Below are 26,669 nucleotides of genomic sequence, written 5' to 3' on the forward strand. Positions count from 1 at the left end.
AATTTTACCAACCTATTTTAATATTAAACAAATTATATAATATTTATATCTTTTTTTCTATGCTTTATTTTATATAGCTATTTTTTGAAAAATTATCAATATAATTAAATACTTTATTCTCTTCAAATACTGAATCAATTAACTGTTTTTCACACTGAGAGAAATCAAATAGGGTAAGGCTATCTGTTTGAATTTTTATTTTTTTGATTTTTCCATCAATAACATTTGCTGAGACTGAAACGTTGCCAAAGGATAGCTTTTTCTCCACTGTTATACTAAATTCTGGGGCTTCACCATATATCCAATTATTTTTATTTATTTTATCAAAAAGTGGAGCAGTAAAATTATATCTATCTATATTAATTATAGGTTCAAAATCCCCAAATTCAGCTTGGAAAGACTTTATTGTTGCTTCAATAATATTATTTGTATTTATAGAGCTATTAACTTGTGATAAGTTAATAACTCTACTTCTTACAGAATCAATTCCTTTAGAATTTAGTTTTAGAAAAGAAGGTTTTAATACTTTTGATAACATATCTAAATTTACATTTACCATGATAGTTCCATGGTAGAGATAATTATCATCATTTGTATAATAGGCATGTCCAGAGAATTTTTTCCCCTCAATAAGTAAATCATTTCTTCCACTAAATTCGCAATTTATATCAAAAGAGGCTACAGCATTTTTTATTACTGATAAATATTTTTGAGTGTCTGCATTTTTTTCTTTTGTTATAAAAGTGAAATTTACATTTCCTAAATCTTGAAAAACAGCTCCGCCACCGGAAAATCTTCTAACTGGGGAGATTTTATTTTCTTTTAAATATTCAGTATCAGTTTCAGCAAAAATGTTTTGATTTCTCCCAAAAATTACAGCTGCTTTATTTTGCCATAAGAACAGACTAGTATTTTCATCTGCTTCTAGTAATAGTTGATGTTCAGCTGCAACATTATAATATGGATCATTTTCTTTTGATAAATAAATTCTATTCATTATTCGTGTAAGGTTCCTATTCCTAATCCAAATGCTGCTTCATGAATTACTTCTGAAGTAGTTGGATGGGCAAATATTGTTTCTCTAATTTCTTCATCAGTTAGTCCATTATTAATAGCTAGTGTAATAGTACTAATAAGCGATGAAGCTTCAACTCCGATAATAGAGCCACCTAAAATCTTATTTGTTTTATTATCTTTAATTAGTTTAATAAAGCCTTTGGTTTCGTTCATGGTAATTGCTTTACCATTGCTCATAAAGTTGAACTTTCCAACTTTATAATCAATATTTTTAGCTTTGCAATCATCTTCACTTAATCCAACACTTGCGATTTCAGGATTTGTAAAAATTACATTTGGAACAGCTGAATAATCCATTTCTTTAGGTTCCTTAATTATTGAAGAAACGGCTGTTATACCTTGATGAGATGCTACATGAGCTAGTTGTATAATATTGGTTACATCTCCGATTGCATAAATATGATCAATGTTTGTTTTCATGTAACTATCAACAGCTATACCTTTCTTTTTTTCATTTAGTTTAATTCCAGCATTTTCTATTTGTAATCCATCTAAATTTGGTTCTCTACCAATAGCACATAGAACTTTTTCACTAATAACTAGTTGCTCTCCATTTTCTCCATCAAAAGTTATAATAGCTTGTTTATCTGTTGAACTTTGTATTTTTTTAACTTTAGAACTTGTGAAAATATTTATTCCTCTATCTTTTGCAATAGCTTTTATTTCTTGAGAGATTTCTTTATCAATCATGGTAAGCAGTCTATCCATAAATTCTACAACATTAACTTCAACGCCTAAATTTCGATAAATAAATGCAAATTCCATTCCAATAACACCACCACCAATAATAGTTATTGATTTAGGTAATTTAGTAGAGGATAGGGCAGAGGTGCTGTTCATACAGAAAGGAAGATCCATCCCAGGGATATTAATTTTAGATATTTTTGATCCAGTTGCAATTATAATATCTTTAGCTGTTATTTCATAATTTGTTGCACCTTTGAGGGATACTTTGTTTGCTGAAATAAAACTAGCTGAACCTTTAATTACTGAGATTTGATTTTTTTGCATTAAGAAATCAATTCCTGAAACAAGCTTATCAACAACTTGTTTCTTTTGCTCAATAACTTTTGGCATATCAATATTTATTTGATTGTTTGTATTGATTCCGAAAATAGCAGAATTTTTAACACAATGGCAAACTTCAGAAGATTTTACGAGAGCTTTTGTTGGTATGCAACCAACATTTAAACAGGTCCCTCCCATATATTCTTTTTCAACTATTGTTACTTTTAAGCCTTTTTTTGCAGCATAAATTGCGGCTACGTATCCACCAGGACCTGCTCCAATTATAAGTAATTCAGTTTCTAAAAGTTTAACCTCATTATCAAATTCTTCTTCATTAGTTTTAACTTCTAAATCAGATTGATTTTCAATAGGAGTAAATTCAAACATTGGTTGTTTTGATTTTACTTCTTGACCTTCTTCACATAAAATTTTAGTAATGATTCCGCATTCTAAAGCTTTAACAGGTTTGTTTCCTTTTCCTGTTTCTACTTGTGCGAGTATATCTCCCACTTTAACTTGATCGTTAAGTTTTATGCTGATTTTACCAACTTTTCCAGGTTTGCCACCAGGGATTATTGTCATATTTATAGTCATATCTTTTCTCCAAATATGTAATGGGATTGCAATTAAAGCAATCCCATTATCTTAAGTATTGATTAGTCTTTTATAACACCTGATGAAACGAGTTTAACTCCGTTCATTAAACAATCTCCTACTGGACATCTAGATTCAATGAATTTTGCAAAAGCTTCTGATTTTTCTTGGCTTTCACTAGTTTTAAAATGCATTTGGTAACGAATTTCTTGGAACCCATTTCTTGCATCTGAAAGGCCCATAAAACCATCTGGATCTAAATCACCTTCAAGCTCAACATGGAAATCTTCAAAAGTAAAATCTTGAGATTCTGCAAATGCTGCAGCAACAATTGTTTGACATGCGCCTAAAGCACAAAGTAAAGCTTCTACTGGATTCATTCCAGCATTTGTTCCACCTAGTTCTTCTGGTTCATCTAGTAAAATTTTGAAACCTCTTGTGCTTGTTTCAACCTGTAATCCATCTGCTAATTTTTTTGCTGTAGTTTTAAAAGTAGTTAACATAAAATATATACTCCTATTTTGATTTTTTTCTAAATTAGCATACACTATAGAACAAGTCAATACTTAGCTAAGTAAGTATATGGTTAATGTTATAGAAATTATTTATTATATGCTTTTTTGAATATTATTAGTATTAATTATAGAGAAGAGGTAATATAAAGTTATAAAAAATAAAAAAATGATAATTTTTATATAAATTGTTATTTAAATAATGAGTAATTTCTACAGTAAGAAATTTAGTATGTTTTTAATAAAAAGATGATAATGTTTGTGGTTTAAATTTTTGATAATTTATCCTATTATTTTATAAATTAGATTTAATAATAAAAGGGCTAATATGAAAAAATCACTTTCGAGAGATCAGCAAATAATAAAAACAAGTTTAGTTGGTATTATTACAAATATATTTCTTTCAGCATTTAAATTGGTAATAGGATTATTATCCTCTTCAATTGCAATAATGATGGATGCAATAAACAATTTAAGTGATGCTTTATCATCAGTTATTACCATAATTGGAATGAAGTTGGCTTTGAAACCTGCAGATAATAAACATCCTTTAGGCCATGGTAGGATTGAATATCTAAGTGCTTTAATTGTCTCTTCCATAGTATTTTTTGCAGGTGCTACATCACTAGTAGAATCTATTAAGAAAATTATTAATCCTGTAACAACAAAATATACAACAATAATGTTGATTTTTATTTTTGTTGCTATAATTACTAAATTGATTTTAGGTAGATATACAAAAAATGTTGGTAAAAAAGTTAATTCAACAGCGCTTGTAGCTTCTGGCTCCGATGCTTCTTTTGATGCAATAGTCTCAGCATCAACTATAATTTCTGCATTAATTACTATTATCTGGCACATTAATATTGATGGATATATAGGAGCTGCAATCTCATTAGTTATTATTAAAGCTGGTTGGGATATGCTAAGTGAAACCTTAGATAGAATTTTAGGTTCTAGAATTGATAGCAAACTTTCCAAAGAAATTAAAGCAAAAATCAAAGAAGAAGATATAATTATAGGAGTATATGATTTAATTCTTCATAATTATGGACCTGAGACGATGATTGGTTCTGTTCATATTGAATTAGAAGAAAATGTTACTACTAAACAAATATATGAACTTACTAGAAAGCTTAGAATGAAAATGTATGAAGAATATGGGATTCTTTTAACATTTGGAGTTTATGCTACTAATAAAAATGATCCTAGAGTTATTGAAATTATGGAATCAATTAATAAATATATTTTAAATATTAATGGGATAATTCAAATGCATGCTTTCTATATTAATTTTGAAGAAAAACAGCTTTCATTTGATATTGTAGTAGATTTTAATGTAGATGATAAATTTGCTCTTAGAGATTCAATAGCAAAACATTTAAAAGAAAAATATCCAGATTATTCAATTTTTATTGCTATTGATACCTTTATAACTGATTAAAATAATAATTAATAGTCTTTAATAACTATTCCTATAGCAGTAGCTAAAGCTGCTGCTTGATAGGTATCAACAATTATACCTTTTAATTCAATCATGTTTTTCGAGAATTTAATATTATCAATTGTAGATGTAGTAAAATCTATATCTTTAAGTAATGTATTAAAGAATTCTGTTTTAGAAAAATTAACTTCTTTTATATTAAAGTTTTTTAATTTGCATGCATCAAAAAAGGATTCAAGATATGTTGTATTTTCTATCTTTAAATCATTTATATTACATTCAAAATGAGAGGCTAAATTAAAGTTTGATTCATTTATTTTCATATTAGATAATTTAGCAGATGTAAATGCACAGCCACTAAATTTACACATGTTTATATCTATTTTATCAAAATAAGCTTTATTAAAGGTGCTGCCTGAAAAATCACAACCAATAAATTTACAATTTATGAATGTAGAATTTTCAAAGTCACAAGAATTAAAAATACAATTTTCAAATATACATAATTCAAAGTTCTTATATGAAAAAAAATCATTAAAATTTTTGCATTCAATTATGTTTAATAATTCAAGATAGTTTTCGTCGTTTTCTTCTATATAGAGTTTTAAATCATCTGTTTTTGTTAATGAATTTGTATCAATATCAATTGAACCTGTTATATCTTTAATAGTTTTTTGTTTCTTTCTTTTATTTTGCATATTAATTAATCCTTATATTCATTTTACATAATTGTTTAAATTTTGAATATAAAGAGATAAAAATTAAGGATAAATTTTTTTAATAAAAAAATGCCGTACTATTTTTGTACGACATTTAATATTTTTATTATATTTAATTTCTTAAAACAGGATTAAGCTGTTTCTTTTTTTGCAAAGAATAAAGTTTTAATTGAGTTATATGAAATCAATAAACCAGTAATAAAGATAAAGATACCGAAGATTAATTGTAAACCTTGTTTTGCAAATACAAAACTATCTGTACCAATTGCTCTAATATTGCTGATATTAAGCATTGTTAATGCAGTAAATGTTACAGCCATCATGATTAACATTGGAATCCAAACATTTTTACTTGTTTTACCAGATTTCTTTAAGTAAACAGCTACTGCACTTAAAGCTAATGCTGATAACATTTGGTTAGAGCTACCGAATAATGCCCAAATATTTAAGTATCCACCCTTAGATAATGCATAACCTAGAACTAATGTTATTAGAGTTGCAAAAATTGAGTTTTGGAATAATTTTTGAACTGGGCTAATAGTTGCAGGATCTTGATCTTCATTTGTAAATAATTCTTGGAAAGAAAGTCTTGCAATACGAGCAACAGAGTCAAGAGAAGTTAGAGCGAAAGCACTAATTGCTAAGTTGATTAATGTTAAACTTAAATTGTGATCCATATGAATTATGTCTAAGAAGTTTGCAATAGCCATAGCAAAAGTTTGTTGTGCTGAAGCACCTTTTGGCATTCCACCTAAAGATCCTACACATACTAACGCAATAACAGCTAATAAAGATTCAACTAACATTGCACCATAACTAACTTTAAGCATATCTTTTTCATTTTTGATTTGTTTACTTGAAGTATTAGAACTTACTAAAGCATGGAAACCAGAAACAGCCCCACAAGCAATTGTAACAAATAAATAAGGGAACATTGTTTGTCCATTAATTGAGAAAGAAGTAACTGCTGGTAATGAGATTGTAGGTCTAGCGATTATGATACCAAAAACAGCAGCAGCAATCATGAAGATAAGTAAGAAACTATTTAAATAGTCACGAGGTTGTAATAAAGACCAAACAGGAACAACTGAAGCGACAAATATATAGATAAATACTATGTATGACCAACCATGAACATCTAAAGATGTGATAGGAGCTTTTAAACCAATAAACATAGCAATAACTAATAATGCAATTGCAATTACAGTTTGTAATACTTTGTTAGGACGTACTTTACGGCAGAAGAAACCAAAACCAACAGCAAAGAATATAAATAAACTTGATGTTGTAGCTGTGCTACCATTACTTAATGTAAGAGCTGGATTATCAGCAACTGCACCAAATGAAACAGCTACAATGTTTGCAAATGCAGCAATTACAACAATACAGAATAACCAACAGAAAAGTAAGAATAAAGCTTTACCTGTAGAACCAAGATACTTTTTAATAATATAACCTAAAGAGTGACCTTCATTTTTTACAGAGGCAACCATAGAACCAAAGTCTTGAACACCACCGAAGAAAATACCACCCATAAGGCACCATAAAAGTACAGGAACCCAGCCGTAACTAGAAGCTACAATTGGTCCGATGATTGGAGCAGCACCTGCAATAGAGGCAAATTGATGTCCAAATAATACGTTTGAATCAGTTGGAACATAGTCAACTCCGTCTTCATATTCATATGCGGGTGTTTTTTTTGATTCGTCAACACCCCATTTTTTAGCTAGTCGCTTACCGTAAAAAACATAACCGGCAATCAAAGCAACTATGCCTATTAATAAAATTATTACACCATTCATTTTATTATCTCCTTGATATGATAATCGAACAATATAATAGTGTAATTTAATATGCATTACTAGTATATATATACAAATTTTATGCAAAAAATATTCATATTATATAGATAATTTATTATTGTATAGAGAAATAATGATATAAAAAAAATAAAAAAAATTTTTAAAATAATTTAATTTTTTTTTACTTTATTAAAAAAGATTGGATAATATAATAAACTTGGTATTAAAACCTTGATAAATTAAAGATTTTTAATAAATTAAGTAATAGCTTTTATTTTTAATTGTATATTCTTACATAATTAAAGATGACTTAATATAGGACTTATTAATAATAAGTTCAATAGCAAAAATTAAGTTTTGATTTTTTAAAAATTTTGATTTAAATTATTTGTTTTTATGTTTTATTAAAACTTGGTTAATTAGATTTTAAAATATTAAAATATATTTCTATAAGAAAAGAGAAAAATAGGATAATATTAATAATAAAAGTATAATATTTTGAATTATTCATTAATGAAAAAATAGGTTAAATAAGGGTATAAAAAGTCGCTATATTACAAATATTATCATTATTATCCATTTATTTCACTAATTGCCTAATTTATAATACTACCGTTAAATGAAGTGAATTTCACTTTAAAAGGAGGAAATTATGAAAAAGGTTATATTATTGTTATTATCTTCAATAATTGTTGTTTCATCTATTTTTGCATCTGGGGCTCCAGAAGAAAAAAATGGTGATGTTACATTAAAATTTTGGTACACCTATGGAGAAGGTGAAGAAGAAATTTTACTTAATGAAGTAATTCCAATGTGGGAAGCAGAGAATCCTAATATTAAAATTGATTGTATCAGACAAGATGGTAGTCAATATCATCAAATGATTGTTACTTCTTTTGGTACTGGTAATGGACCTGATGTTGCTCGTATAGAAATTACTAAAACTGCAGCTTATGCAAATCAAGGTGGTTTAACAGCTGTAAGTGATTATCCTGAATTTGCATCTTTAAAGGATAATTTTTTAGAAGGTCCTTTATCAACAAATCTATTTAAAGGTTCATATTATGGATTACCTTTAGATACAAACTGTAAGGCTGCTGTAGTAAATACTAATATATTAAAAAATGAATTAGATTTAGACAAAGTTCCAACAACTATGGAAGAATTTTTAGATAAGGCTAAAAACAGAGACACATATTCTTTAAATGTTTCGGGCTTTGGTGATTGGGATTTATATACATATTTCTGGTTATTTGGCGGAGTTTTAACAGATGATGGCTTTACAAAGGCTAGTGGCTATATCAATAGTGCAGCAAGTGTTAATGCTATTAATACTATGATAAAACTTCATGATGAAGGTATTTTTACAATTAGAGATCTTGATGGTAGTGTTGATGCTTGGGATGGTATTGAAAGTGAATATGCTATGTTCTTTGAAGGTCCTTGGTATAACTTTAATGCAAAAGCTGATATTGGTATTGTTCCTTCCTTAATTCCAACATATGAAGGTAAAAGTGCTTCTATTGTTGGTGGTGAAAATATTGCTGTTTTCTCAACTTCAAAATATCAAGATGCTGCTTGGAAATTTGCACAATTTATGACTAGTGATAAAGTACAAAAAGCAATGTTAAAATCAGGACAACTCCCTGTTTTAAAAGATATGGTTGAATCCCCTGCAGTTTTGGAAAATCCTGTTTGGTCTGTATATATGGAACAACTTAAATCAGCAAAGGCTAGAATTCCATCTCCATATACAGGGGATATAGAAACTGCTTGGAAAAATGCTATGACTTCAATTTTTGTTGATGGAGAGGCAGTACAAGCTCAAATGGATAAATTAGCTTCAGAATTAGATACAATCCTATCTAAATAAATATATATAAGATGGTATATAGAATGAAAAACTATAGCAGAAGAGATTTAAATGGATGGAGATATGCTTATCCATTTGTATTACCAGGGTTAATACTGATAAGTGTTTTTGTTATTTTCCCTATGATATTTACACTTAGAATAGCTTTTTCAAATTATCAAATCGTACAAGGTAAAATTAGTTTTGTTGGACTTGAAAACTTTAAGACAATCTTTACTGAATCAAATAAAGAATTTTGGTATGCATATAGGAATAACTTTCTATATGCCATCGTAACAGTTCCTTTCATTGTTTTTGGAGGAATGATTTTCAGCTATCTTATAAATAATTTAAAGAAAGGTGGAAGTATATTTAAGGTGGGTTTCTATCTACCCGTTATAACTTCTTGGGTTATAGTTTCTTTAGTCTTTCAATATATGTTTAATAATTCTAGTAGAGGCCTAATTAACTATTTTTTAGTAGATGTAATGCATATATTAGATGATTATGTTCCTTGGTTACTTAGAGAATGGTCTGGTAATGCTGCTATTTGGATAATGGGTATTTGGAAAAATACAGGTTGGGCTATGTTAATTTATTTAGCAGCACTTCAATCAATTCCAAATATGCTTTATGAAGCTTCGGATTTAGATGGTGCAACTAGTTGGCAGAAATTTAGATTCATTACTATGCCTAGTTTAAAACCCACTACATTTTTTGTACTAGTTAATATGATTATTGGATCTTTTAATGTTTTCTTGCAAGTAATGTTATTAACCAGTGGTGGTCCTAATGGAAGAACAAGTGTTTTACAATACATGCTTTATGATAGAGCTTTTGGTAAATTCCAATTTGGACAAGCTTCTGCGGTTGGTCTTATAAGTTCTATTACTATTGTAATTTTAACGCTAGTTTTAAATAAAACTTTGAAATTAGATGAGGAGGAAAATTAATGAAAAAAGCTATTAATTGGATTATTTTAATTTTTTTCCTACTAATATTTTCAATTCCATTTTTATTTATGATTTCAAATTCATTTGAAACTTTTAGTTATGTTTTACCATATCCCCCTAGGATTTTCCCATCAAGTTTTAATTTGGATGGATATAAACATGTACTATCAATGCCCTTATTTACTACAGCACTTGTTAATAGTATTGTTAATACTTTCATCACTATGGTTATTGCAATATTTATTTCTACTTTATCAGCTTATGGTTTTGCAAGAATAAAATTTAAAGGTAGAGACTTAATATTTGCAGTTTATATTTTTACATTAATGCTTCCTGGCTTTTTAAATATAATACCTCAATTTATTATTTTAAAATGGCTTAGAATTCCTTTTACAGATATAAATCTTATAGGAAAAAGATCTGGATTAATTTTAATTTATGTCTCTACTTGTATATGTGGAAATACTTTTTTCTTAAGAAACTTTTTTAGAAGTATACCTAAAGATTTATCGGAATCTGTAATAATTGATGGTGGAGGGCATGGAACAATTTTCTTTAAAATTTTATTACCATTATCTACTCCTTCAATTGGAACTATGAGTGTTTTTGCATTTCAAGGATTTTGGGAAGAATATTTTAGTGCAAAAGTTTTAGTTGGAGCTAATGAAAAAATGATTACGCTTCCTTTGTTGCTACAAAGGTTGAATGGAGAACATTCAACTCGTTGGGAATGGGTTTTCTCAGCATCTATTTTAGCGTTAATTCCTGTTGTTGTTCTTTTCTTATTTGCTCAGAAAAAAATGGTTGTTGGTGGCCTATCTCAAGGCGCAGTTAAAGGTTAATTTATGAATACAAATTTAGTTTTTAGTAAGGCCAGATATTTATCTGGTGAGAAAGTTATTGTTTCGATTGATAAAAATGTTCAAAAAGAGATAATTCTTCAAAGAGAAAATATTATAATAAAAGATTATATATCTCTGTTTCAAAGGGATAATGGTAAAAGTATTATTACTTTTTCTAATCTTGAAGTTGGTAGTTATATTTTAACAATTGAAGATTATCAGGGCTCCTTTGTAATAGAAGAAAATGTTAATGATTCAGTTCTATATGGGTTCTTATCAGATTTTGAAAATTTATCTGATGGTAAGGAGATAGAGAGTTTATCAAGGCTACATATAAATACAGTTCAATTTTATGATTGGATGTATCGCCATGATGATTTAATTTCTAAAGATGAAGAATATTTTGATCCTTTAAATAGAAAGATAAATTTAAGCGTTATTAAAGATAAAGTCTCTAGATGTAAAGCCTCTGGTATGAGAGCTTTTGCATATGGTGCTATATATGCTGCAACTGATAAAATTTATAAAGCACATCCATCTTGGTGTTTATATACAATAGATAAGAAACCCCTAAAGTTTGCTAATTGGCTTTATTATATGAATATTTCACAATCTAATGGTTGGAGTGATTATATAACAAATGAATTTGTAAAGGCTGTAAAGGAAATTGGTTTTGAAGGGATTCATATGGATACTTATGGATTTCCAAAAACTGGTTGTGATTATAATGGAAATATTGTTTTTCTAGATGATGAAATACCACATCTTATGGATAAGGTTGAATCATCCCTTAAAAAAGAAAGTCTAGATACTGGTGTTATATTTAATGCTGTTAATGATTGGCCTACAGAAACTGTTTCAAGATGTAGTGATGCTGCATATATAGAAGTTTGGCCACCACATGATTCATATTATGATTTATATTTACTTATTAAAAAAGCAAAACTTTTAGGTCATGAAAATGTAGTTTTAGCTTGCTATGATGAGCCTTTTAAGGACTCAGATCAAGAAGCAGCTGAAAATGCTTGGAGACTTACTTTTGCAACAATAAATTCTTCTGGTGGAACCCAACTTATTATGGGCGAAAATAAAGCAGTACTTTCTAATAGTTATTATGCAAAATATTCTACTCTTAGAGATAGTTTTGTTCCAATAACAATTAGGTATTTTGATTTTATAGTAGCTTATAAAAATATGCTTTATAAGAATAAGGGAATGGATGTTTCATCACTGCATTCTGGTGGAATAAATGAAGATATTATTTTTAAATCAAAGGGTGTTAATTTTTCTCCTATTGGATTAGAAAATTGTGTTTGGACAATCATAAAGGAAACAAAAAATATAATTTCTTGCCAATTTATTAATTTATTAAATAATAATAGTCTTTGGAATAAAGCAAAAAATACCCCGCAATTAGTTGAAGATGTTCTTATAAAAATGCGTCTAAATCGGATAGTAAAAAATGTTTGGTTAGCAAGTCCAGATTTAGATGATATTAGACCTTTTAAACTCGATTTCACCTATGATATAATAGACGAAGGACGATTATATTCAATTAAAATTCCTAAAATAGAATTTTGGACTATGGTAGTTGTTGAAATGGAGTAAAATATGGAAATGTATTCTTTGAATACTGAAATTTTACCTACAGTTCGTATGGCTGGGCGTATTAAATATCCTACGCCGTGGAAACATTTTCAGCGTGAACTAAAAAAAGAATTTGTAGTTTATGTGATTATAAATGGTGAAATGTTTATTAGAGAAGGTAATATTAAATACCATTTAAGAGCTGGAGATTTTTTTGTATTAAAACCTGGGGTAAAGCATGTAGGGTATGCTTTAGCTACTTGTGACTATTTCTATTTTCATTTTTCTGATGAAGGGTTTTGTTTAACTGATTTAACAGAAAAAGAAATAATTCCAAAAATGTTAGAAAAGAGAAGATCTAGTAAACTTAGTTATTGTTTAGCTGAAACAACACCTACTGATGGTATTACATATTTGCCAAAAGTATTTAGGATTTCTCACCTTGATTTTAAAGAGAAAATAAGAAAAATAGTAACAATTTACCAGGATAGAGATGAACTTTATAAACAAAGAGTATCCGTTGAATTTTTAAGTTTTCTCTCTCAAGTAGCGCATGAATTTGTTTTAATAAAAGTTGATAGCGCAGAGAAAAAACATAAAGGTGAGATTTTAACTGAGCAATTACTTAATTATTTAAATGATAATTATACTAAAAAAATAAATAGTGAAGATATTGAAATTGAGATGGACTTGAATTTTGATTATTTAAATCGTGTCTTTTCTCAATTTACAGGGAATACTATTTTTAGATATCTAAACAGTTTACGAATAAAAAATTCCAAAGAATTAATTGCAACTACAAACCTTAGTTTTGGTGAAGTTGGCGAAATGGTTGGAATTTCTGACAAATATTATTTTTCTAAATTATTTCATAAAGAAACTGGTATGACAGCAACTGAATATTATAAGAGAAAGAGGAGAAGTGAATGAAAAGAAATTGGTGGGAAGAAAGAGTTATATATCAAATATATCCTAGAAGCTTCTGTGATAGTAATAATGATGGCATTGGAGATTTAAGAGGTATAATCAACAAAATAGATTATCTATCTGATTTAGGAATAGGTGCTGTTTGGTTGAATCCAATATATGATTCTCCAAATGATGATATGGGTTATGATATAAGAAATTATGAAAAAATAATGAACGAGTTTGGAACTATGGAGGATTTTGATGAATTACTAAAAACCCTTCATGAGAAAGATATTAAACTTATCATGGATCTTGTAGTCAATCATACATCCGATGAACATAAATGGTTTAAAGAATCCTCTAAAGACAAGAATAATAAATATTCAAATTACTATATTTGGAGAGATAAACCAAACAATTGGGCTTCTTTTTTTGTTCCTTCAGCATGGAGCTATTGTGAAAGTAGAAAACAATGGTACCTTCATCTATTTTCAAAAAAACAGCCTGATTTAAATTGGGAAAATGTTGAAGTGAGAGATGATGTTTATTCAATGATAAATCGTTGGCTTGATAAAGGCGTTGATGGTTTTAGAATGGATGTTATTAATCTTATTGCTAAGGCAGAAGGTCTTCCTGAAGAAGAGGGGGAAGGTTATGTATTTTCTCCTCAATATTTTGCAATGCAACCAAAGTTACATGATTATTTAAAAGAAATGAGACAGACTTGTTTTGTAGGACGAGATTGCATGTGTGTAGGTGAAACTCCTTTTACTAATGTTGAAAATGCTCCATCTCTTGTAAATGATGGTAAAGAATTAGATATGATTTTCCAATTTGATTTAGTAGATATGGATGGTTATGAAGATAAATGGCATATTAAGCCTTTTAGTATCACAGAATTTAAATCAATTCTTACAAAATGGCAAAAAACTCTTAAATGGAATAGTTTATTCCTTTCAAATCATGATCAACCTAGAAGTGTATCCCGTTTTGGTAATACAAGCACAAGTGAATATCGAATAAGAAGCGCAAAAATGTTGGGTACAGCTGTTCATTTGCTCAAAGGTACTTCTTTTATCTATCAAGGGGAAGAACTTGCTATGGCAAATGTACCTTTTAATGGAATTGAAGATTTAAGAGATATTGAGAGTATTAATTTTTATCAAAATGCCAAAGATAAAAAATGGGCTTTCGATAGTATATTAAAAAAAGGTCGTGATAATGCTAGAACCCCAATGCAATGGGATAATTCTAAATTCGCGGGGTTCTCACAAAATGAACCTTGGATAGGAGTTAATCCTGATTATGTAGAATTTAATGCACAAAAAGAAAAGCAAGATGAAGCCTCGGTTTTTAATTATTACAAAAAATTAATTAAATTAAAATCTACTAATAAAATTATTATTGAAGGCGATTTTAATCCAATAATGGAAGAGAGTGAAAACGTTTTTGCTTATGAAAGAATTTTAGGAAATGAAAAAGTTAGAATCATCTGCAATATGAGTGATAAAAAAGTAAAAATTGATGAACAAGATTTGAAAAATATTCTTTTAGATAATGTTGATAATCCAGATTCACAATATTTATTACCATATGAAGCAAGAGTTTTAAATTAAGATTTAAAAAAAATATAAACATTTATTGAAATAAAAGATCCCTTCGGGGATCTTTTGTTGTCATTAAATCTTTATTAAATTATTATTAATTTAAGGAGCCTTTTATGGAAAAAAGAAATACAAATATTCCTGCATCATATTTAGTTTTAATAAAGAATAATAAAATATTATTACTTCGTAGATTTAATACAGGATTTGAAGATGGAAATTATTCAGTTATTGCAGGCCATGTTGAAAGAGGTGAAACCTTTACTCAATGTATTATAAGAGAAGCTCATGAAGAAGCTGGAATTACTTTAAAAGAAGAAGATATAAAAGTATCTCATGTTATGCATAGAGATTCTAAAACTCTTGAAAATAATGAAAGAGTAGATGTCTTTTTTACTGCTAATAATTGGCAAGGTGAGATTGTGAATAAAGAACCTAATAAATGTAGTGATCTTTCATGGTTTGATCTTGATAATCTACCAAATAATACAATTTCTTATATTAAAAGTGCCATTTCTGCTATTAAAAATGGTGATTTCTATAGTGAAAATGGCTGGGATAAATAATCTTTTTTAAAAATTAATAAATATTTTAAACAAATTATTTTAATAATTAAACATAATTTAATGTTTTTTTATTGACATAGGTGTCAAAATAAAATACCTTTTTTATTGACACTCATGTCGATAAAAGGAAAAACATATGCCTAAGATTGTTGATTTAGAAAAAACTAGAAAAAATATAATTTTAAATGCTTTTAAAGTTTTTATTGATAAAGGCTATTATAATACAAATATTGTTGATATTGCCAATGCTTGTGATATGAGTAGAACAACACTTTATTATTATTTTAAATCTAAAGATGAGATATTTGAAAACACTATTTATTTCATAATTGAATCAATAGAAAAAGATGTTTTAAAAATAGCAAATATTGAAAATTTATCAATCCATGACAAAGTGAAAAATCTTAATGAAAAATGGGATAAAGAATTTAATAATACAAATATTATTTTGATATTAATTGAAGCTTGGTTAGCTATTAGACGAGAAGATAATCAAATGTTTAAAAATATTAAATCTAGAATAAAAAAGATGAATAATCTAATTAATAATTTAATTCTAGAAAAAGCAAAAGATCGAATTTCATATAAAAAAGAAAAAATATATATTTATAATTCTTATATTATATTGTCAATTTTACAACAAATCCCAACAAAAAATAGTGATATTAGAGATAATTTAATAGGTATTTTTGCTGAATTATAATTTTGATTGAATTTAATTATATCAGTTTATTTTATATATTTTTTTAATTTTTTATTAAGGAGATATAGAAATGAAAAATAATAAAAGTTTATTAAGTAAAAAAATCTTACAGCAAGGGTTTAATTATTTGGAAAAAGATCCAATTGATAATTTTCCAAAATTAATTAAATGGGCAGGTAAAATGCCAATGCAAGATATCACTAAAGCCCAATATAAAAAAATTGTTGATTATTGGAATGATGAAAGTAGTCCTTGGCATTCTTTTATAGAAAAAATTTTAACAGATTTAAATCCAAATATGAGAAAAAGATTGTTATTAAATTTAACAATTAATGCAGGAATTGAAGGCTTTAAAGTTTTAGATGAAAGTCGAAAAAAATACAATTGTAATATTCCCTGGGCAATATTAATGGATCCAACTTCAGCATGTAATCTAAAATGTATTGGTTGCTGGGCAGCTGAATATGAACAAAAAGATTCCATGGATTATTCTCTTCTAAGCAGTATTGTTGAACAAGGAAAAGCCTTAGGTACTTATGTCTATGTTTTATCTGGTGGGGAGCCAATGGTAAGACGAGATGATATAATAAAATTGGCAAAAGAGCATAATGATTGTGTGTTTTTAGCTTTTACTAATGGAACTTTATTTGATGAAGATTATGCAAAAAAATTACAAGAAGTTGGTAATGTTACCTTTGCAATAAGTATTGAAGGTTTTGAAGAAGAAACCGATATGAGAAGAGGAAAGGGTACCTATAAAAAAGTAATTGAAGGAATGGATATCCTAAAAAAATATGGTATAGGTTTTGGCTTCTCTACTTGTTATCATAGGAAAAATGAAGCGGTTATTTCTTCTCAAGAGTATATCGATTTCATGATAGAAAAAGGTTGTTATTTTGGTTGGTTCTTTACATATATGCCTTTAGGAAAAGATGCAGTACCTGAATTGATTGCAACAGCTGAACAAAGAAAGCATATGTATGAGAAGTTAAGAGAATATAGAAAAACAAAACCTATTTTTACAATAGACTTTTGGAATGATGGATCTTACGTTAATGGTTGCATTGCAGGAGGAAGAAGGTATCTTCATATAAATGCAAACGGTGATGTTGAACCTTGTGCTTTCATTCACTATTCCTCAGCTAATATTAAAAAAGTAAGTTTATTAGAAGCTTTAAAACAACCTTTATTTGAAGAATATAAGAAATATCAACCATTTAATGAAAATATGTTAAGACCTTGTCCTTTGTTAGACAATCCAGAGATGTTAAGAAAAATGGTTTTAAATTCCAAGGCTACTTCTACTCAACCAAAAGATAGAGAAAATGTAGTGGAATTGACTAAAAAAACTGAAGATGTAGCTAAAAAATGGGCGATTGTTGCTGATCAATTATGGGAAAATGAAAAAAAAGCTTAATAAATTTTTAGTTTTCTATAAAATGATTTCTTAAACAAGAAGCTTGTCGATTTAAATTAATCTTTATACCTTTGTTAATATATTGTTATGTTACTAATGTTAATAAAACAAATAATATTAATAAAGGTGGTTTTTATGGATATTCCTGAAATTAATTTTTCATATAAGAGAAATAAATATATTTTTAAAAATTTAGAAATTAAATCATTTTATGATTATAATATCACCGCTTTTTGTGGTCATAATGGAGTAGGGAAAACCACACTTTTAAAAATTCTTGCAGGCATTTATCCATACGACAATAAGACAAAGAAAATCCACTATGATTCAAAATGGTTTATCGGATCAAACAGATCAGGTTTGATTAATAATTTATCATTAAATGATCATTTGAATTTGTTAGTTGATTTGATTAAGGCAGATAAATCTATAATTGATTTTTTAATAGATAAATTTGAATTAAGAGAATTTTTGGACAATGCAGTTTTTGAATTATCTGATGGTCAATTTATTAAAGGAGCACTATTATTAGCGATAATTTGTTCTCCTGAAAATTTATTCTTGGATGAAGTATTTAGTTCTTTAGATTATGTTTCTCAAACTGTAGTAATTGATGAATTAATTAAATTAAAAAATACTACAAATATAGTTTTTGTTTCACATAACTTGGATATAATTTCTCAAATAGCTAAAAGAATAATAATTTTAAAAAATGGTCAAATTGAATTTGATTCTATATTTGATGATGGATTTGAAGAAATTAGTGCAAATAAATTAAAAGAAATTTATTTAGAGAGAGCTTAAATTATGATCAATAACTTTAATATTAATTTTTTTAAACTAGTACTAAAGAATGAATGTAAATGGTTCTCTAAAGCAAGAATATCTTAATTTTTTGCTTCAATTAAGTATTGTTTTAATAATGGTTTTTATTATAAAAATTTTATTTAAATCAAAAAAATTTACTTGTAAACTTCTATAGACTTTTTTTGAAGGTCATTATTCCTTGACAATATTGAGATAAGTGGATATGTTTAAATTAAAATGAACACTGTTCATTTTGGAGTGATAAAAATGAATATTAAAAACATTTCAAAAGAAAAATTGCTTTTAACCTCTCAAGATATTTTATTAAAAGAGGGGGTAAAAGGCTTATCTATTAGAAATATAGCAAAAGAGGCTAATGTATCAGTTGGTTCGATTTATAAATATTTTTCAACTAAATTAGATATATTGATAGAATTAGAATCAAATTATTGGAATGTTATTATTTCTAAAGTTAATGGTAATGAAAATCTCTCTTTTGAAGAAACTATAGAATTGGAATATAGGTTATTTTTAGAAGAAAAATCACCAATTTTTAATTTATTAAATCATGGAAAACTATTTGAAAATGATGAATTGGAAGTTGCAGTTGAGAAAATGGATTATTACAAAAATCAATTAAAAGAATTTATCTATAAAGCAATTTTAAACGATAAGAATTTAATTCATACTGATGATTTAGTAGCTGTAAAAGAAACTTCTGATTTGATTTTTAATACAATTATTTTTGATGCTACTAGAAATTCAAAAACATATAAAAGATTAATTTTATTAGTCAAAAATTATTTTAATTAAGGAGTTTTTTATGGGTGCAAAATTTGAAATTTTATTTGATGTATTATATTTGATTAGTGTTGTTACAATTGGTATCTATATTTTTGTTAAATCAACAAAAAAAGAACATAGATTATTTGGAATTATGGCTATTATTTTAGGCCTTGGTGATTCATTTCACTTGGTTCCTCGAATTTTAGCAATTTGGAATAATGACTTTTCTCAATTTACTTATTATTTAGGTTTTGGAGAAATGGTTACTTCAATTACAATGACAATTTTTTATATCATTTTGTATAATGTGTTTAAAATAAGATATAAAAAAGAAAATTATAAAAAGTTAGATTTAACTCTTTATTTATTAGCAGCAATTAGAATTGTTTTATCAATATTACCACAAAATAGATGGACTTATGCAACAAAACCTTATAGCTGGTCACTTTTTAGAAATATTCCTTTCTTAATTATGGGAATAATAATTATAGTTCTATTTATTAAAGAAACTAAAAATAATAAGAGTGATATTTATTCTAATATGCCACTTGCAATAAGTTTATCATTTTTATTTTATATAGCTGTTGTTTTGTTTGCTCCATTTTATCCAATTGTTGGTGCTCTAATGTTACCTAAAACTTTAGCTTATGTGTGGATAGTCTTATTAGGATTGAAAGATTGCAAAAAAACACTATAAAAAATGGTATAACGTTTTTTTAAAATTAGATTTTCGTATTTTATTATTATAAATAATCTCAATAATCATAAATAAAAATATTTTATTTTTTTTGTGAATTATATATACTTGCCGTATGGAAAAATCAATTATAAGTGTTGTCGGTAAAGACAAAGTAGGAATTATTGCTAGTATTTGTACTTATTTAGCTGAAAATAATGTAAACATATTGGATATCTCACAAACTATTGTTGGTGGATTATTTCAGATGATGATGATTTGTGATACAGATAAGTGTACAAAAGAATTTCATAAAGTAGCTGAAGAATTACATAGTATTGGTGATGAACTGGGAGTTCAAATTAAGCTTCAAAAAGAAGAAATTTTTGAAAAGATGCAACGCATTTAGGAGAGATCAATGATAAGTCTAAACGAAGTAGTTGATACAAATAAAATGTTTGAAAAAGACAATCTTGATGTAAGAACTATTACTATGGGGATTAGTCTTTTGAGTTGCATTGATAGTGATCTAGAAGTATTAAAAAAGAATATTTATGAAAAGATTACAACTACAGCAAAAGATTTGGTAAAAGTTGGAAAAGAAATAGAGAGTGATTATGCAATCCCTATCGTTAATAAAAGAATTTCAATTACTCCAATGGGGTTTATTGGTGCTTCAGCTTGTAAAACAAAGGAAGATTATGTTGAATTAGCTATTGTGCTTGATAAAGCCGCTAAAGATGTTGGTGTAAATTTTATTGGTGGATTTTCTGCAATACCAGCAAAAGGCATGACAAAAAGTGAAGAATTATTAATTAGGGCAATACCTCAAGCTATGGCTAAAACAGATTGCTTATGTGCTTCTGTAAATATTGGTTCTACTAAAACAGGAATTAATATGGATGCTGTTAAACTAATGGGAGAGATAGTAAAAGAAACAGCAATTGCAACAAAAGATAATGATAGTATTGGTTGTTCAAAATTAGTAGTTTTATGTAATGCCCCTGATGATAATCCGTTTATGGCGGGTGCTTTTCATGGGGTCACTGAAACTGACAATGTTATTAACATTGGTGTTAGTGGTCCTGGTGTAATTAATGAAGCTATTCAGAGTGTAAAAGGAAAAGATTTTACTGCTTTATGTGAAACCATAAAGCAAACTGCGTTTAAGGTAACTAGACTTGGACAATTAGTTGCTCAAGAAGCAAGTAGAAGATTAAATATCCCATTTGGAATTTTAGATTTATCTTTAGCTCCAACTCCAGCTATTGGGGACTCTATTGCAGAAATATTAGAAAGTATGGGTCTTGAAGAAGTAGGATGTCCTGGTACTACTGCTGCATTAGCTTTATTAAATGACCAAGTTAAAAAAGGTGGTATAATGGCTTCTTCTTCTGTTGGTGGTTTATCAGGCGCTTTTATTCCTGTAAGTGAAGATAGAAATATGATTAATGCTGCTGCAGGTGGCAATTTATGTATTGAAAAATTAGAAGCAATGACTTGTGTATGTTCAGTTGGTTTAGATATGATTGCTATTCCTGGTGATACTGAAGCAACTACTATATCTGGTATTATAGCTGATGAAGCTGCTATTGGTATGGTTAATGCTAAAACTACAGCAGTAAGGATTATTCCAGTTATTGGGAAAACTTTAGGTGATTCTGCTGAATTTGGCGGATTGCTTGGATTTGCACCTATTATGAAAGTTAATACAAAATCTTGTGCTGATTTTATTAATAGGGGCGGTAGAATTCCTGCACCAATCCATAGTTTTAAAAACTAGTATATTATTTTATATATTTAGCACTATTTAGTTTTTACTAGATAGTGTTTTTTTTATTTCGCTGGCGGCATACCAACCTGTTAATATTGCAGTTGGAATTCCAGATGGACTGTATACCCATTGTCCAGCTTGATAGATGTTTTCTATTGGTGTTTTTATTGATTTAGAAATTTTTAATAAATTATTAACTACTGGAGATTCTTTTTCATAAGTCCATCCAGTTATTGCGCCCTCTGATGTTTTCACAATTCTTTCTATACTTAAAGGTGTATAAGAAAATTGAAATAATAGATTATCTTTTAAAAAAGGATAAATCGAATTATTGAGTACTTCAATCATTTTATTTTCGACTTCGGTTTTAAAAGTTTCATACCAACCAGCATCATAAATTTTTTTTACTAAGTTATATTCAAAGAAAAAATTTATAATTAACCCAGTTTGATTTTTAGGTGCAAGATTTGTATCTCTTAAAACGGGTATAGATATTTCGTAAGTATTTAATTTAGTATATTGATCAATCCATTTTAAAATATCTTCTTTTGAATGCTTTTCAAAGTTTGTTATAAGATACTCTAATTGCGCATAATGAGTATTATTTAAACCCTTTTTAAGTGGGGTATAGAAAAAATGTTCATTTGATATTTTTGAAAAATATTTTGAATCTTTATTAACGCCTAAATAAAGTGTAAAAACAGAATCTCCACCTCTACTAGAGAAAAGTTTTGCTTTCTCATTTTTTATTTTGATTATTTCTGTTTTATTTAGATTGTCTTCTTTAATTATTGAATATAATTGTTTTAAATCTGCAGCCCAAATCAAATTATCATAATTATAGTTTATATTATTTGCAATTACTGATTGTGTTTTTGTATCAATTGAATTAATTAATGTGTTATTTAATACTTTCCCACCATTTTTTATTATTTCATCTTTTAATTTTTCACTTATTTTTCCTGTTCCGCCTTTAGGATATAAATAATCTTGATAAACATAAAAGTATCCTAAAGCAAAAAATGTTGGAGTTTTTTTAAAAAAATGTTGGCTAATCATATCTATTAATGATTGATTTGAAGTATATTTTTTTAAAAATTCATCAATAGGTTTATTCATTTTATTCATTTGAATTACTGAGAGCAAAAATTTAGGGAACCAAGGTAATAATTTATGCAATAAATATTCTTTATCTTTGGTAAAATCTTTTGTAAATATAGGGTTATCAAACCCATACATCGTTTCCATACTTTTTGTTATTTTATAGATTACTTTAAATATTTTTTCGATGTCTTGAGTATTTTGAGGAAATTTCTTAATTAATAAGCTTTTGTATTTTGCAATACTATCTGTTTCTGTAAATGATAATATATCTGATTCAATGCCTATAGATACTTTGCTTCTTAATAATTCAATATCTATTTCTAAATCTTTTAATAATGGTTTTATAATTCCAGAGTTTTCAATTGATCTTGCACCAACATCAAAGGTAAAGCCTTCATGATTAAATGAAGAAAGTAAACCTCCACAGGTATTATTCTTTTCAATTAATAATACCTTGTATCCTTCTTTTGAAAGATATGCTGCACTAGTTAACCCCGCAAGGCCTGCTCCAACAATAATAATTTGTTTTTCACTCTTCATTATTTTAATCCACTAAGTATTAATGATTTCTCCCATAAAGCTAAAGCCATTTCTGTATCTAAAGCATGAGGGGCAGGTATTTCTTTTGTAGTTAAATTAAAGAAAAATCCATTATCATTTTCTACTTCTTTAGATACTCCCAAATAGTATAATGCTTCAGCTGATAGTTTTGGTGATCTAGAAGATGGATTAACCATATTATGTTTAAAAAATTTATATAGTTTCCCATTATTTTCACCCATATTTGTTTGCACATTGCCTGGGTGCATAGCATTAATTGTTACATTTGTTCCTTCATAAAAGTTTGAGAAAGAAATCATAGATAATAATTGAGCAGTTTTTGCAGATCCATAACCTTTTAATCCAGAGTAGTGGTGTTTCTTCCAATCTAAATCATCAAGTCTAAGACCAGCAATTGCAAATCGATGACCTTCAGAATTAACAAAAAGTATTTTTGCTTTTTTTTGAGCTGAGAGTTTTTCTTTTAGCATATAATTTAGGATGAAAGAACTTAGATAATTTACTTGAAAGACGGTTTCAAGGTTATCTTTAGTAAAAGTTCTTTGTGTTAAATATACTCCAGCATTATGAATTAAAACATTAATGTCTTCACTAATATTATTTAGCTTTGTTGCTAATTGCTTAATTTGTTCTAGAGAAGTATAGTCTGCGATTAAATATTTACAAGATATATTATATTTTTTTATTAATTCATCGCATAGCGTTTTAGTTTTTATTTCATTTCGATTAATTAGTAAAAGATTAGCCCCTTTTGAAGCATATTTATTTGCAGTATGATAACCAATTCCAGAAGTAGCTCCAGAGATTACAACAAGTTTCCCTTCAAAAGAATCATTGCAAATTGCAGGCTCTCTTTTATCATTTTTCATCATTGCGCCAATATTTGACCATTTATATTCTTTTAAATATTTATTCATAGCATTACCCAAATTTCTTTTTCATAAATCGTCTATACATCTTTGCGAATCTAGGGATGTTATCAAAAATATCGCCCCATAAATCGTAATAATCTCTTTGTTCAATAATCTTTCTTTCTTCATTGATTGTTAGTCTGCTTAGCCCATAAATAGATGAACTAGGATATTTTTTGAAACTTAAAATCATTTCCCATTCAAGTACTATTAAATTTCCTTCTTCAACTGCATTATGAATTTTCATTTGAAGCTCTTTTGATCTATCGGTTAGTCTTTTAGTCATTGCTTCAAATTCTTCTTTACCATGAATTTCTTGAACTGTATCTTTGAAAAAAATGTTGTCATCATAAAAGGGCAGGATATGTGACCAATCCGGTTTTCCTTCAGTGTTATAAATTTCAGTCCATAAATGAATAAGTTGTTCTTTATCAATTATTTTGTAGTCGATAATATTACTCCTGTATTAAGTAAAAACATCAAGTCCAATAATTTATAGTATACTTATTAATATTTTAGCACACGTTAATTGAGTGTCAATTAAAATCAGAAATGAAAAAAAATATTCTAGACTGATCTAGAATATTTAATTACTAAATTTATATGTTGTTTATTACTTCTTAAAAAATGCAGCAAATGGATTATATGTATCTCCATCATCATCATCTTGTTCAGCCATATATTCTTTTAAAGTTTCTTCTTCTTCATCTGATTTAGCAGGACTTAAAGCAATTTTATGTTCATCTTCATCAATTTGATCAATAGAGACAAACATAATTTCTCCAGTTTTATAAACTTTACTAAGATTTGTTGTATTGGTTGCATTAGGTAATTTTGAAATAAATACAAGGCCATCTAGTCCTTCTTCAAGAGTTATAAATAAACCATAACTTGCTATTTTAGAAATAGTTCCTTCTATTTTATCTCCAACTTTATATTTAGAAGAGACTGTATCCCAAGGATCTTTTGTTAAAACTTTAGTGCTTATAGACATTTTCTTATGGTCTAAATCTAGACTTAGAATTTGAGCCTCAATTTCTTGTCCTACTTTTAATTCTTTTTCTATGTCTTTTACTCTAGCTCTTCTGATTTCAGAAATAGGGAGTAATGCTTGAATACCTTCAACATCTACAAAAGCTCCAAAAGATTGCAAAGAAAGAACTGTTCCTTTTACTATTAAACCAGGTTCTAATTCTTGTTTTAATTTTTCAATTTTTTTATTTTCTAAATCTTCTTGATAAGCTCTATTTGATACAATTATATTATGTTGTTCTCTATTAAATTCTTGGATTAGGAAAGTCATGTTTTTGCCAATAAAATAACTTGGTTCCTCTTTTTGTCTAAATCCCATTTGCGAAAATGGACAAAATGCTTGGCTATCTCCAATTTTTATTTGGAATCCACCTTTAATTTCAGCTTCAACACTACCTTCAATAGGAATTCCAGTTTTATAAGCTTGCTCTAAAACTGCGGTATTTGCTTTATCTCCTTTGAGTCTAGTAGTAAAATGCATTTCTCCATGATCATATGAGATAAAATAGGCACTAATGGTATCTCCTTCTTTTACACTAAGTTTACCATCTTCACCCATAAATTCTGAACTATCAATAATACCTTCACTTTTCATATTTAAATCGATAAAGATGTTATCTCCATAAATTGCAAGAATTTTTGTTTTAACTAGTTGTCCTTCTTCTAAGTTATTAATCAAAATATATACCCTCAAATTAAATTATAAATACATTGTTATGTTATTTAGTTCTTTGTTTTTTTAATATCAAGTTGAAAAAAACTAAATGATTTATTTATAGGTTTACTTTATCATAGTGTTTAAAATAAGAAAACATCAAATATAATTTTGAGTTAAAGAATTAAAATATTGCTAATATTTTATATATTAAATATTGTAATATTCTCTTTGCGCTTTTTTGTTTATTAAATCTAAATAATCTCTTAATGGTTTATTATCAATATATTTCCAAAGAGTGATGTAAGTTGGATTTACTTCAATTATTACTTCATTTTTCATTTTTGAATAATTATCAAAAGACTGTGGATAATATTCTTTATAAAGTTTTTTAAACCAAGCATTTTTATTTTCTAAGGGGTGTCCAATAGGAGTTGCTATTCCTTCAATTTGTATATTATTTATACAAAGGGCTACTTTTGGATTACTAATTATTTGTTGATATTTAATAAAATTTTTATCTGTTTGAAAATAAATTTTTTTATCGTTTATTATGCAACTTAAACTTCTTGCTGTTACTCTATTATCCTTACTTGTTGCAACTACTAAAACGGCTTTATTTCCAAGATTTTCTAAGATTTCTTTTTCAAGTTGACTGTAATTAATATCCAAAATTATTCTCCTTTTTATACCTTAGTATTTTATATAACATTATAACGAATTATAAATTTTATAGCATTATAAATTTAAATAAATAATGGGATTTTCTTATAT

25 protein-coding genes are annotated in these 26,669 nt (G+C 27.3%); 15 read left to right on the forward strand and 10 right to left on the reverse strand.

From position 1 onward, the window contains the following. Nucleotides 1-64: 64 nt before the first annotated feature. The 3 genes from ACZ5RS_RS06575 to ACZ5RS_RS06585 form a co-directional block, all read right to left on the reverse strand. Nucleotides 65-997, reverse strand: coding sequence for a lipoate--protein ligase (locus tag ACZ5RS_RS06575; RefSeq protein ID WP_464638580.1), 933 nt, complete (start codon nt 995-997; stop codon nt 65-67). After that, nucleotides 997-2,679 carry a dihydrolipoyl dehydrogenase gene (gene lpdA / locus ACZ5RS_RS06580; protein ID WP_464638582.1) on the reverse strand — a complete coding sequence of 561 codons (1,683 nt, stop codon included), beginning with the start codon at nt 2,677-2,679 and terminating at the stop codon, nt 997-999. The genes ACZ5RS_RS06575 and lpdA overlap by 1 nt, the downstream gene beginning before the upstream one ends. Before the next feature lie 62 nt (nt 2,680-2,741). Then, the gene (locus ACZ5RS_RS06585) at nt 2,742-3,182 is read right to left on the reverse strand and encodes an OsmC family protein (RefSeq protein WP_464638584.1); all 441 of its coding nucleotides are present in this window, start codon (nt 3,180-3,182) and stop codon (nt 2,742-2,744) included. A gap of 337 nt (nt 3,183-3,519) precedes the next feature. Here ACZ5RS_RS06585 and ACZ5RS_RS06590 point away from each other — a divergent pair, with 337 nt between their 5' ends. Then, nucleotides 3,520-4,635 (forward strand): cation diffusion facilitator family transporter, encoded by a 1,116-nt coding sequence (locus ACZ5RS_RS06590; RefSeq protein WP_464638586.1) that lies wholly within the window; start codon nt 3,520-3,522, stop codon nt 4,633-4,635. Nucleotides 4,636-4,643: 8 nt separating this feature from the next. On the opposite strand, the gene ACZ5RS_RS06595 is transcribed toward ACZ5RS_RS06590, so the two are convergent. Together ACZ5RS_RS06595 and ACZ5RS_RS06600 are read right to left on the reverse strand one after the other, a co-directional pair. Next, entirely contained in the window at nt 4,644-5,333 is a 690-nt protein-coding gene (locus ACZ5RS_RS06595) for a pentapeptide repeat-containing protein (RefSeq protein ID WP_464638588.1), read from the reverse strand. A gap of 152 nt (nt 5,334-5,485) precedes the next feature. Next, nucleotides 5,486-7,156, reverse strand: coding sequence for a carbon starvation CstA family protein (locus ACZ5RS_RS06600; RefSeq protein ID WP_464638590.1), 1,671 nt, complete (start codon nt 7,154-7,156; stop codon nt 5,486-5,488). Nucleotides 7,157-7,808: 652 nt separating this feature from the next. On the opposite strand from ACZ5RS_RS06600, the gene ACZ5RS_RS06605 reads away from it, so the two are divergent. The 14 genes from ACZ5RS_RS06605 to ACZ5RS_RS06670 all read left to right on the forward strand — a co-directional run bounded on the left by ACZ5RS_RS06605 (nt 7,809) and on the right by ACZ5RS_RS06670 (nt 21,641). Beyond that, on the forward strand, nt 7,809-9,029 hold the full coding sequence (locus tag ACZ5RS_RS06605) for an extracellular solute-binding protein (RefSeq protein ID WP_464638592.1): 1,221 nt from the start codon (nt 7,809-7,811) through the stop codon (nt 9,027-9,029). A gap of 23 nt (nt 9,030-9,052) precedes the next feature. Next, on the forward strand, nt 9,053-9,961 hold the full coding sequence (locus tag ACZ5RS_RS06610; protein WP_464638594.1) for a carbohydrate ABC transporter permease: 909 nt from the start codon (nt 9,053-9,055) through the stop codon (nt 9,959-9,961). Further along, on the forward strand, nt 9,961-10,803 hold the full coding sequence (locus tag ACZ5RS_RS06615; RefSeq protein ID WP_464638596.1) for a carbohydrate ABC transporter permease: 843 nt from the start codon (nt 9,961-9,963) through the stop codon (nt 10,801-10,803). Before ACZ5RS_RS06610 ends, ACZ5RS_RS06615 begins: the two co-directional genes overlap by 1 nt. Before the next feature lie 3 nt (nt 10,804-10,806). After that, the gene (locus ACZ5RS_RS06620; protein ID WP_464638598.1) at nt 10,807-12,411 is read left to right on the forward strand and encodes a glycoside hydrolase family 66 protein; all 1,605 of its coding nucleotides are present in this window, start codon (nt 10,807-10,809) and stop codon (nt 12,409-12,411) included. A 3-nt stretch (nt 12,412-12,414) separates the two neighbouring features. Next, nucleotides 12,415-13,320 (forward strand): AraC family transcriptional regulator, encoded by a 906-nt coding sequence (locus tag ACZ5RS_RS06625; RefSeq protein WP_464638600.1) that lies wholly within the window; start codon nt 12,415-12,417, stop codon nt 13,318-13,320. Further along, on the forward strand, nt 13,317-14,915 hold the full coding sequence (locus ACZ5RS_RS06630; RefSeq protein WP_464638602.1) for a glycoside hydrolase family 13 protein: 1,599 nt from the start codon (nt 13,317-13,319) through the stop codon (nt 14,913-14,915). Before ACZ5RS_RS06625 ends, ACZ5RS_RS06630 begins: the two co-directional genes overlap by 4 nt. A 104-nt stretch (nt 14,916-15,019) precedes the next feature. Beyond that, on the forward strand, nt 15,020-15,469 hold the full coding sequence (locus ACZ5RS_RS06635) for an NUDIX hydrolase (protein WP_464638604.1): 450 nt from the start codon (nt 15,020-15,022) through the stop codon (nt 15,467-15,469). Between the two features lie 136 nt (nt 15,470-15,605). Beyond that, nucleotides 15,606-16,172: a TetR/AcrR family transcriptional regulator gene (locus ACZ5RS_RS06640; RefSeq protein ID WP_464638606.1), complete on the forward strand. Its 567-nt coding sequence runs from the start codon at nt 15,606-15,608 to the stop codon at nt 16,170-16,172. A gap of 70 nt (nt 16,173-16,242) precedes the next feature. Beyond that, nucleotides 16,243-17,589, forward strand: coding sequence for a radical SAM/SPASM domain-containing protein (locus tag ACZ5RS_RS06645; RefSeq protein WP_464638608.1), 1,347 nt, complete (start codon nt 16,243-16,245; stop codon nt 17,587-17,589). 135 nt (nt 17,590-17,724) lie between these two features. Continuing rightward, the gene (locus tag ACZ5RS_RS06650; RefSeq protein ID WP_464638610.1) at nt 17,725-18,393 is read left to right on the forward strand and encodes an ATP-binding cassette domain-containing protein; all 669 of its coding nucleotides are present in this window, start codon (nt 17,725-17,727) and stop codon (nt 18,391-18,393) included. 240 nt (nt 18,394-18,633) lie between these two features. Then, entirely contained in the window at nt 18,634-19,209 is a 576-nt protein-coding gene (locus ACZ5RS_RS06655; RefSeq protein ID WP_464638612.1) for a TetR/AcrR family transcriptional regulator, read from the forward strand. 10 nt (nt 19,210-19,219) lie between these two features. Next, nucleotides 19,220-19,879, forward strand: a complete 660-nt coding sequence (locus ACZ5RS_RS06660) for a hypothetical protein (RefSeq protein ID WP_464638614.1) — start codon at nt 19,220-19,222, stop codon at nt 19,877-19,879. Between the two features lie 115 nt (nt 19,880-19,994). Continuing rightward, nucleotides 19,995-20,267, forward strand: coding sequence for an ACT domain-containing protein (locus ACZ5RS_RS06665; RefSeq protein ID WP_464638616.1), 273 nt, complete (start codon nt 19,995-19,997; stop codon nt 20,265-20,267). A gap of 9 nt (nt 20,268-20,276) precedes the next feature. Next, nucleotides 20,277-21,641, forward strand: a complete 1,365-nt coding sequence (locus ACZ5RS_RS06670) for a DUF711 family protein (protein ID WP_464638618.1) — start codon at nt 20,277-20,279, stop codon at nt 21,639-21,641. 27 nt (nt 21,642-21,668) lie between these two features. On the opposite strand, the gene ACZ5RS_RS06675 is transcribed toward ACZ5RS_RS06670, so the two are convergent. From ACZ5RS_RS06675 to ACZ5RS_RS06695, 5 genes are all read right to left on the reverse strand, one after another. After that, nucleotides 21,669-23,276: a phytoene desaturase family protein gene (locus ACZ5RS_RS06675; RefSeq protein ID WP_464638620.1), complete on the reverse strand. Its 1,608-nt coding sequence runs from the start codon at nt 23,274-23,276 to the stop codon at nt 21,669-21,671. After that, the gene (locus tag ACZ5RS_RS06680) at nt 23,276-24,214 is read right to left on the reverse strand and encodes an SDR family NAD(P)-dependent oxidoreductase (RefSeq protein ID WP_464638622.1); all 939 of its coding nucleotides are present in this window, start codon (nt 24,212-24,214) and stop codon (nt 23,276-23,278) included. Before ACZ5RS_RS06680 ends, ACZ5RS_RS06675 begins: the two co-directional genes overlap by 1 nt. Nucleotides 24,215-24,218: 4 nt before the next feature. Beyond that, a complete protein-coding gene (locus tag ACZ5RS_RS06685) occupies nt 24,219-24,662 on the reverse strand; it encodes a nuclear transport factor 2 family protein (RefSeq protein WP_464638943.1) in 444 nt (147 codons plus the stop codon). A 159-nt stretch (nt 24,663-24,821) separates the two neighbouring features. Beyond that, nucleotides 24,822-25,919 carry a 30S ribosomal protein S1 gene (locus ACZ5RS_RS06690; RefSeq protein ID WP_464638624.1) on the reverse strand — a complete coding sequence of 366 codons (1,098 nt, stop codon included), beginning with the start codon at nt 25,917-25,919 and terminating at the stop codon, nt 24,822-24,824. 186 nt (nt 25,920-26,105) lie between these two features. Then, on the reverse strand, nt 26,106-26,567 hold the full coding sequence (locus tag ACZ5RS_RS06695) for a pyridoxamine 5'-phosphate oxidase family protein (protein WP_464638626.1): 462 nt from the start codon (nt 26,565-26,567) through the stop codon (nt 26,106-26,108). Nucleotides 26,568-26,669 lie beyond the last annotated feature (102 nt).

Source organism: Pleomorphochaeta caudata, from assembly GCF_055395745.1.

Excerpts from the sequence above, each read along its gene's own strand:
- ACZ5RS_RS06635 (WP_464638604.1), top strand. The coding sequence starts at position 15,020 with ATGGAAAAAAGAAATACAAATATTCCTGCATCATATTTAGTTTTAATA.
- lpdA (WP_464638582.1), bottom strand. The coding sequence starts at position 2,679 with ATGACTATAAATATGACAATAATCCCTGGTGGCAAACCTGGAAAAGTT.
- ACZ5RS_RS06680 (WP_464638622.1), bottom strand. The coding sequence starts at position 24,214 with ATGAATAAATATTTAAAAGAATATAAATGGTCAAATATTGGCGCAATG.
- ACZ5RS_RS06625 (WP_464638600.1), top strand. The coding sequence starts at position 12,415 with ATGGAAATGTATTCTTTGAATACTGAAATTTTACCTACAGTTCGTATG.
- ACZ5RS_RS06590 (WP_464638586.1), top strand. The coding sequence starts at position 3,520 with ATGAAAAAATCACTTTCGAGAGATCAGCAAATAATAAAAACAAGTTTA.
- ACZ5RS_RS06600 (WP_464638590.1), bottom strand. The coding sequence starts at position 7,156 with ATGAATGGTGTAATAATTTTATTAATAGGCATAGTTGCTTTGATTGCC.
- ACZ5RS_RS06605 (WP_464638592.1), top strand. The coding sequence starts at position 7,809 with ATGAAAAAGGTTATATTATTGTTATTATCTTCAATAATTGTTGTTTCA.
- ACZ5RS_RS06650 (WP_464638610.1), top strand. The coding sequence starts at position 17,725 with ATGGATATTCCTGAAATTAATTTTTCATATAAGAGAAATAAATATATT.
- ACZ5RS_RS06660 (WP_464638614.1), top strand. The coding sequence starts at position 19,220 with ATGGGTGCAAAATTTGAAATTTTATTTGATGTATTATATTTGATTAGT.
- ACZ5RS_RS06610 (WP_464638594.1), top strand. The coding sequence starts at position 9,053 with ATGAAAAACTATAGCAGAAGAGATTTAAATGGATGGAGATATGCTTAT.
- ACZ5RS_RS06655 (WP_464638612.1), top strand. The coding sequence starts at position 18,634 with ATGAACACTGTTCATTTTGGAGTGATAAAAATGAATATTAAAAACATT.
- ACZ5RS_RS06645 (WP_464638608.1), top strand. The coding sequence starts at position 16,243 with ATGAAAAATAATAAAAGTTTATTAAGTAAAAAAATCTTACAGCAAGGG.
- ACZ5RS_RS06615 (WP_464638596.1), top strand. The coding sequence starts at position 9,961 with ATGAAAAAAGCTATTAATTGGATTATTTTAATTTTTTTCCTACTAATA.
- ACZ5RS_RS06640 (WP_464638606.1), top strand. The coding sequence starts at position 15,606 with ATGCCTAAGATTGTTGATTTAGAAAAAACTAGAAAAAATATAATTTTA.
- ACZ5RS_RS06675 (WP_464638620.1), bottom strand. The coding sequence starts at position 23,276 with ATGAAGAGTGAAAAACAAATTATTATTGTTGGAGCAGGCCTTGCGGGG.
- ACZ5RS_RS06620 (WP_464638598.1), top strand. The coding sequence starts at position 10,807 with ATGAATACAAATTTAGTTTTTAGTAAGGCCAGATATTTATCTGGTGAG.
- ACZ5RS_RS06595 (WP_464638588.1), bottom strand. The coding sequence starts at position 5,333 with ATGCAAAATAAAAGAAAGAAACAAAAAACTATTAAAGATATAACAGGT.
- ACZ5RS_RS06575 (WP_464638580.1), bottom strand. The coding sequence starts at position 997 with ATGAATAGAATTTATTTATCAAAAGAAAATGATCCATATTATAATGTT.
- ACZ5RS_RS06585 (WP_464638584.1), bottom strand. The coding sequence starts at position 3,182 with ATGTTAACTACTTTTAAAACTACAGCAAAAAAATTAGCAGATGGATTA.
- ACZ5RS_RS06665 (WP_464638616.1), top strand. The coding sequence starts at position 19,995 with ATGGAAAAATCAATTATAAGTGTTGTCGGTAAAGACAAAGTAGGAATT.
- ACZ5RS_RS06670 (WP_464638618.1), top strand. The coding sequence starts at position 20,277 with ATGATAAGTCTAAACGAAGTAGTTGATACAAATAAAATGTTTGAAAAA.
- ACZ5RS_RS06630 (WP_464638602.1), top strand. The coding sequence starts at position 13,317 with ATGAAAAGAAATTGGTGGGAAGAAAGAGTTATATATCAAATATATCCT.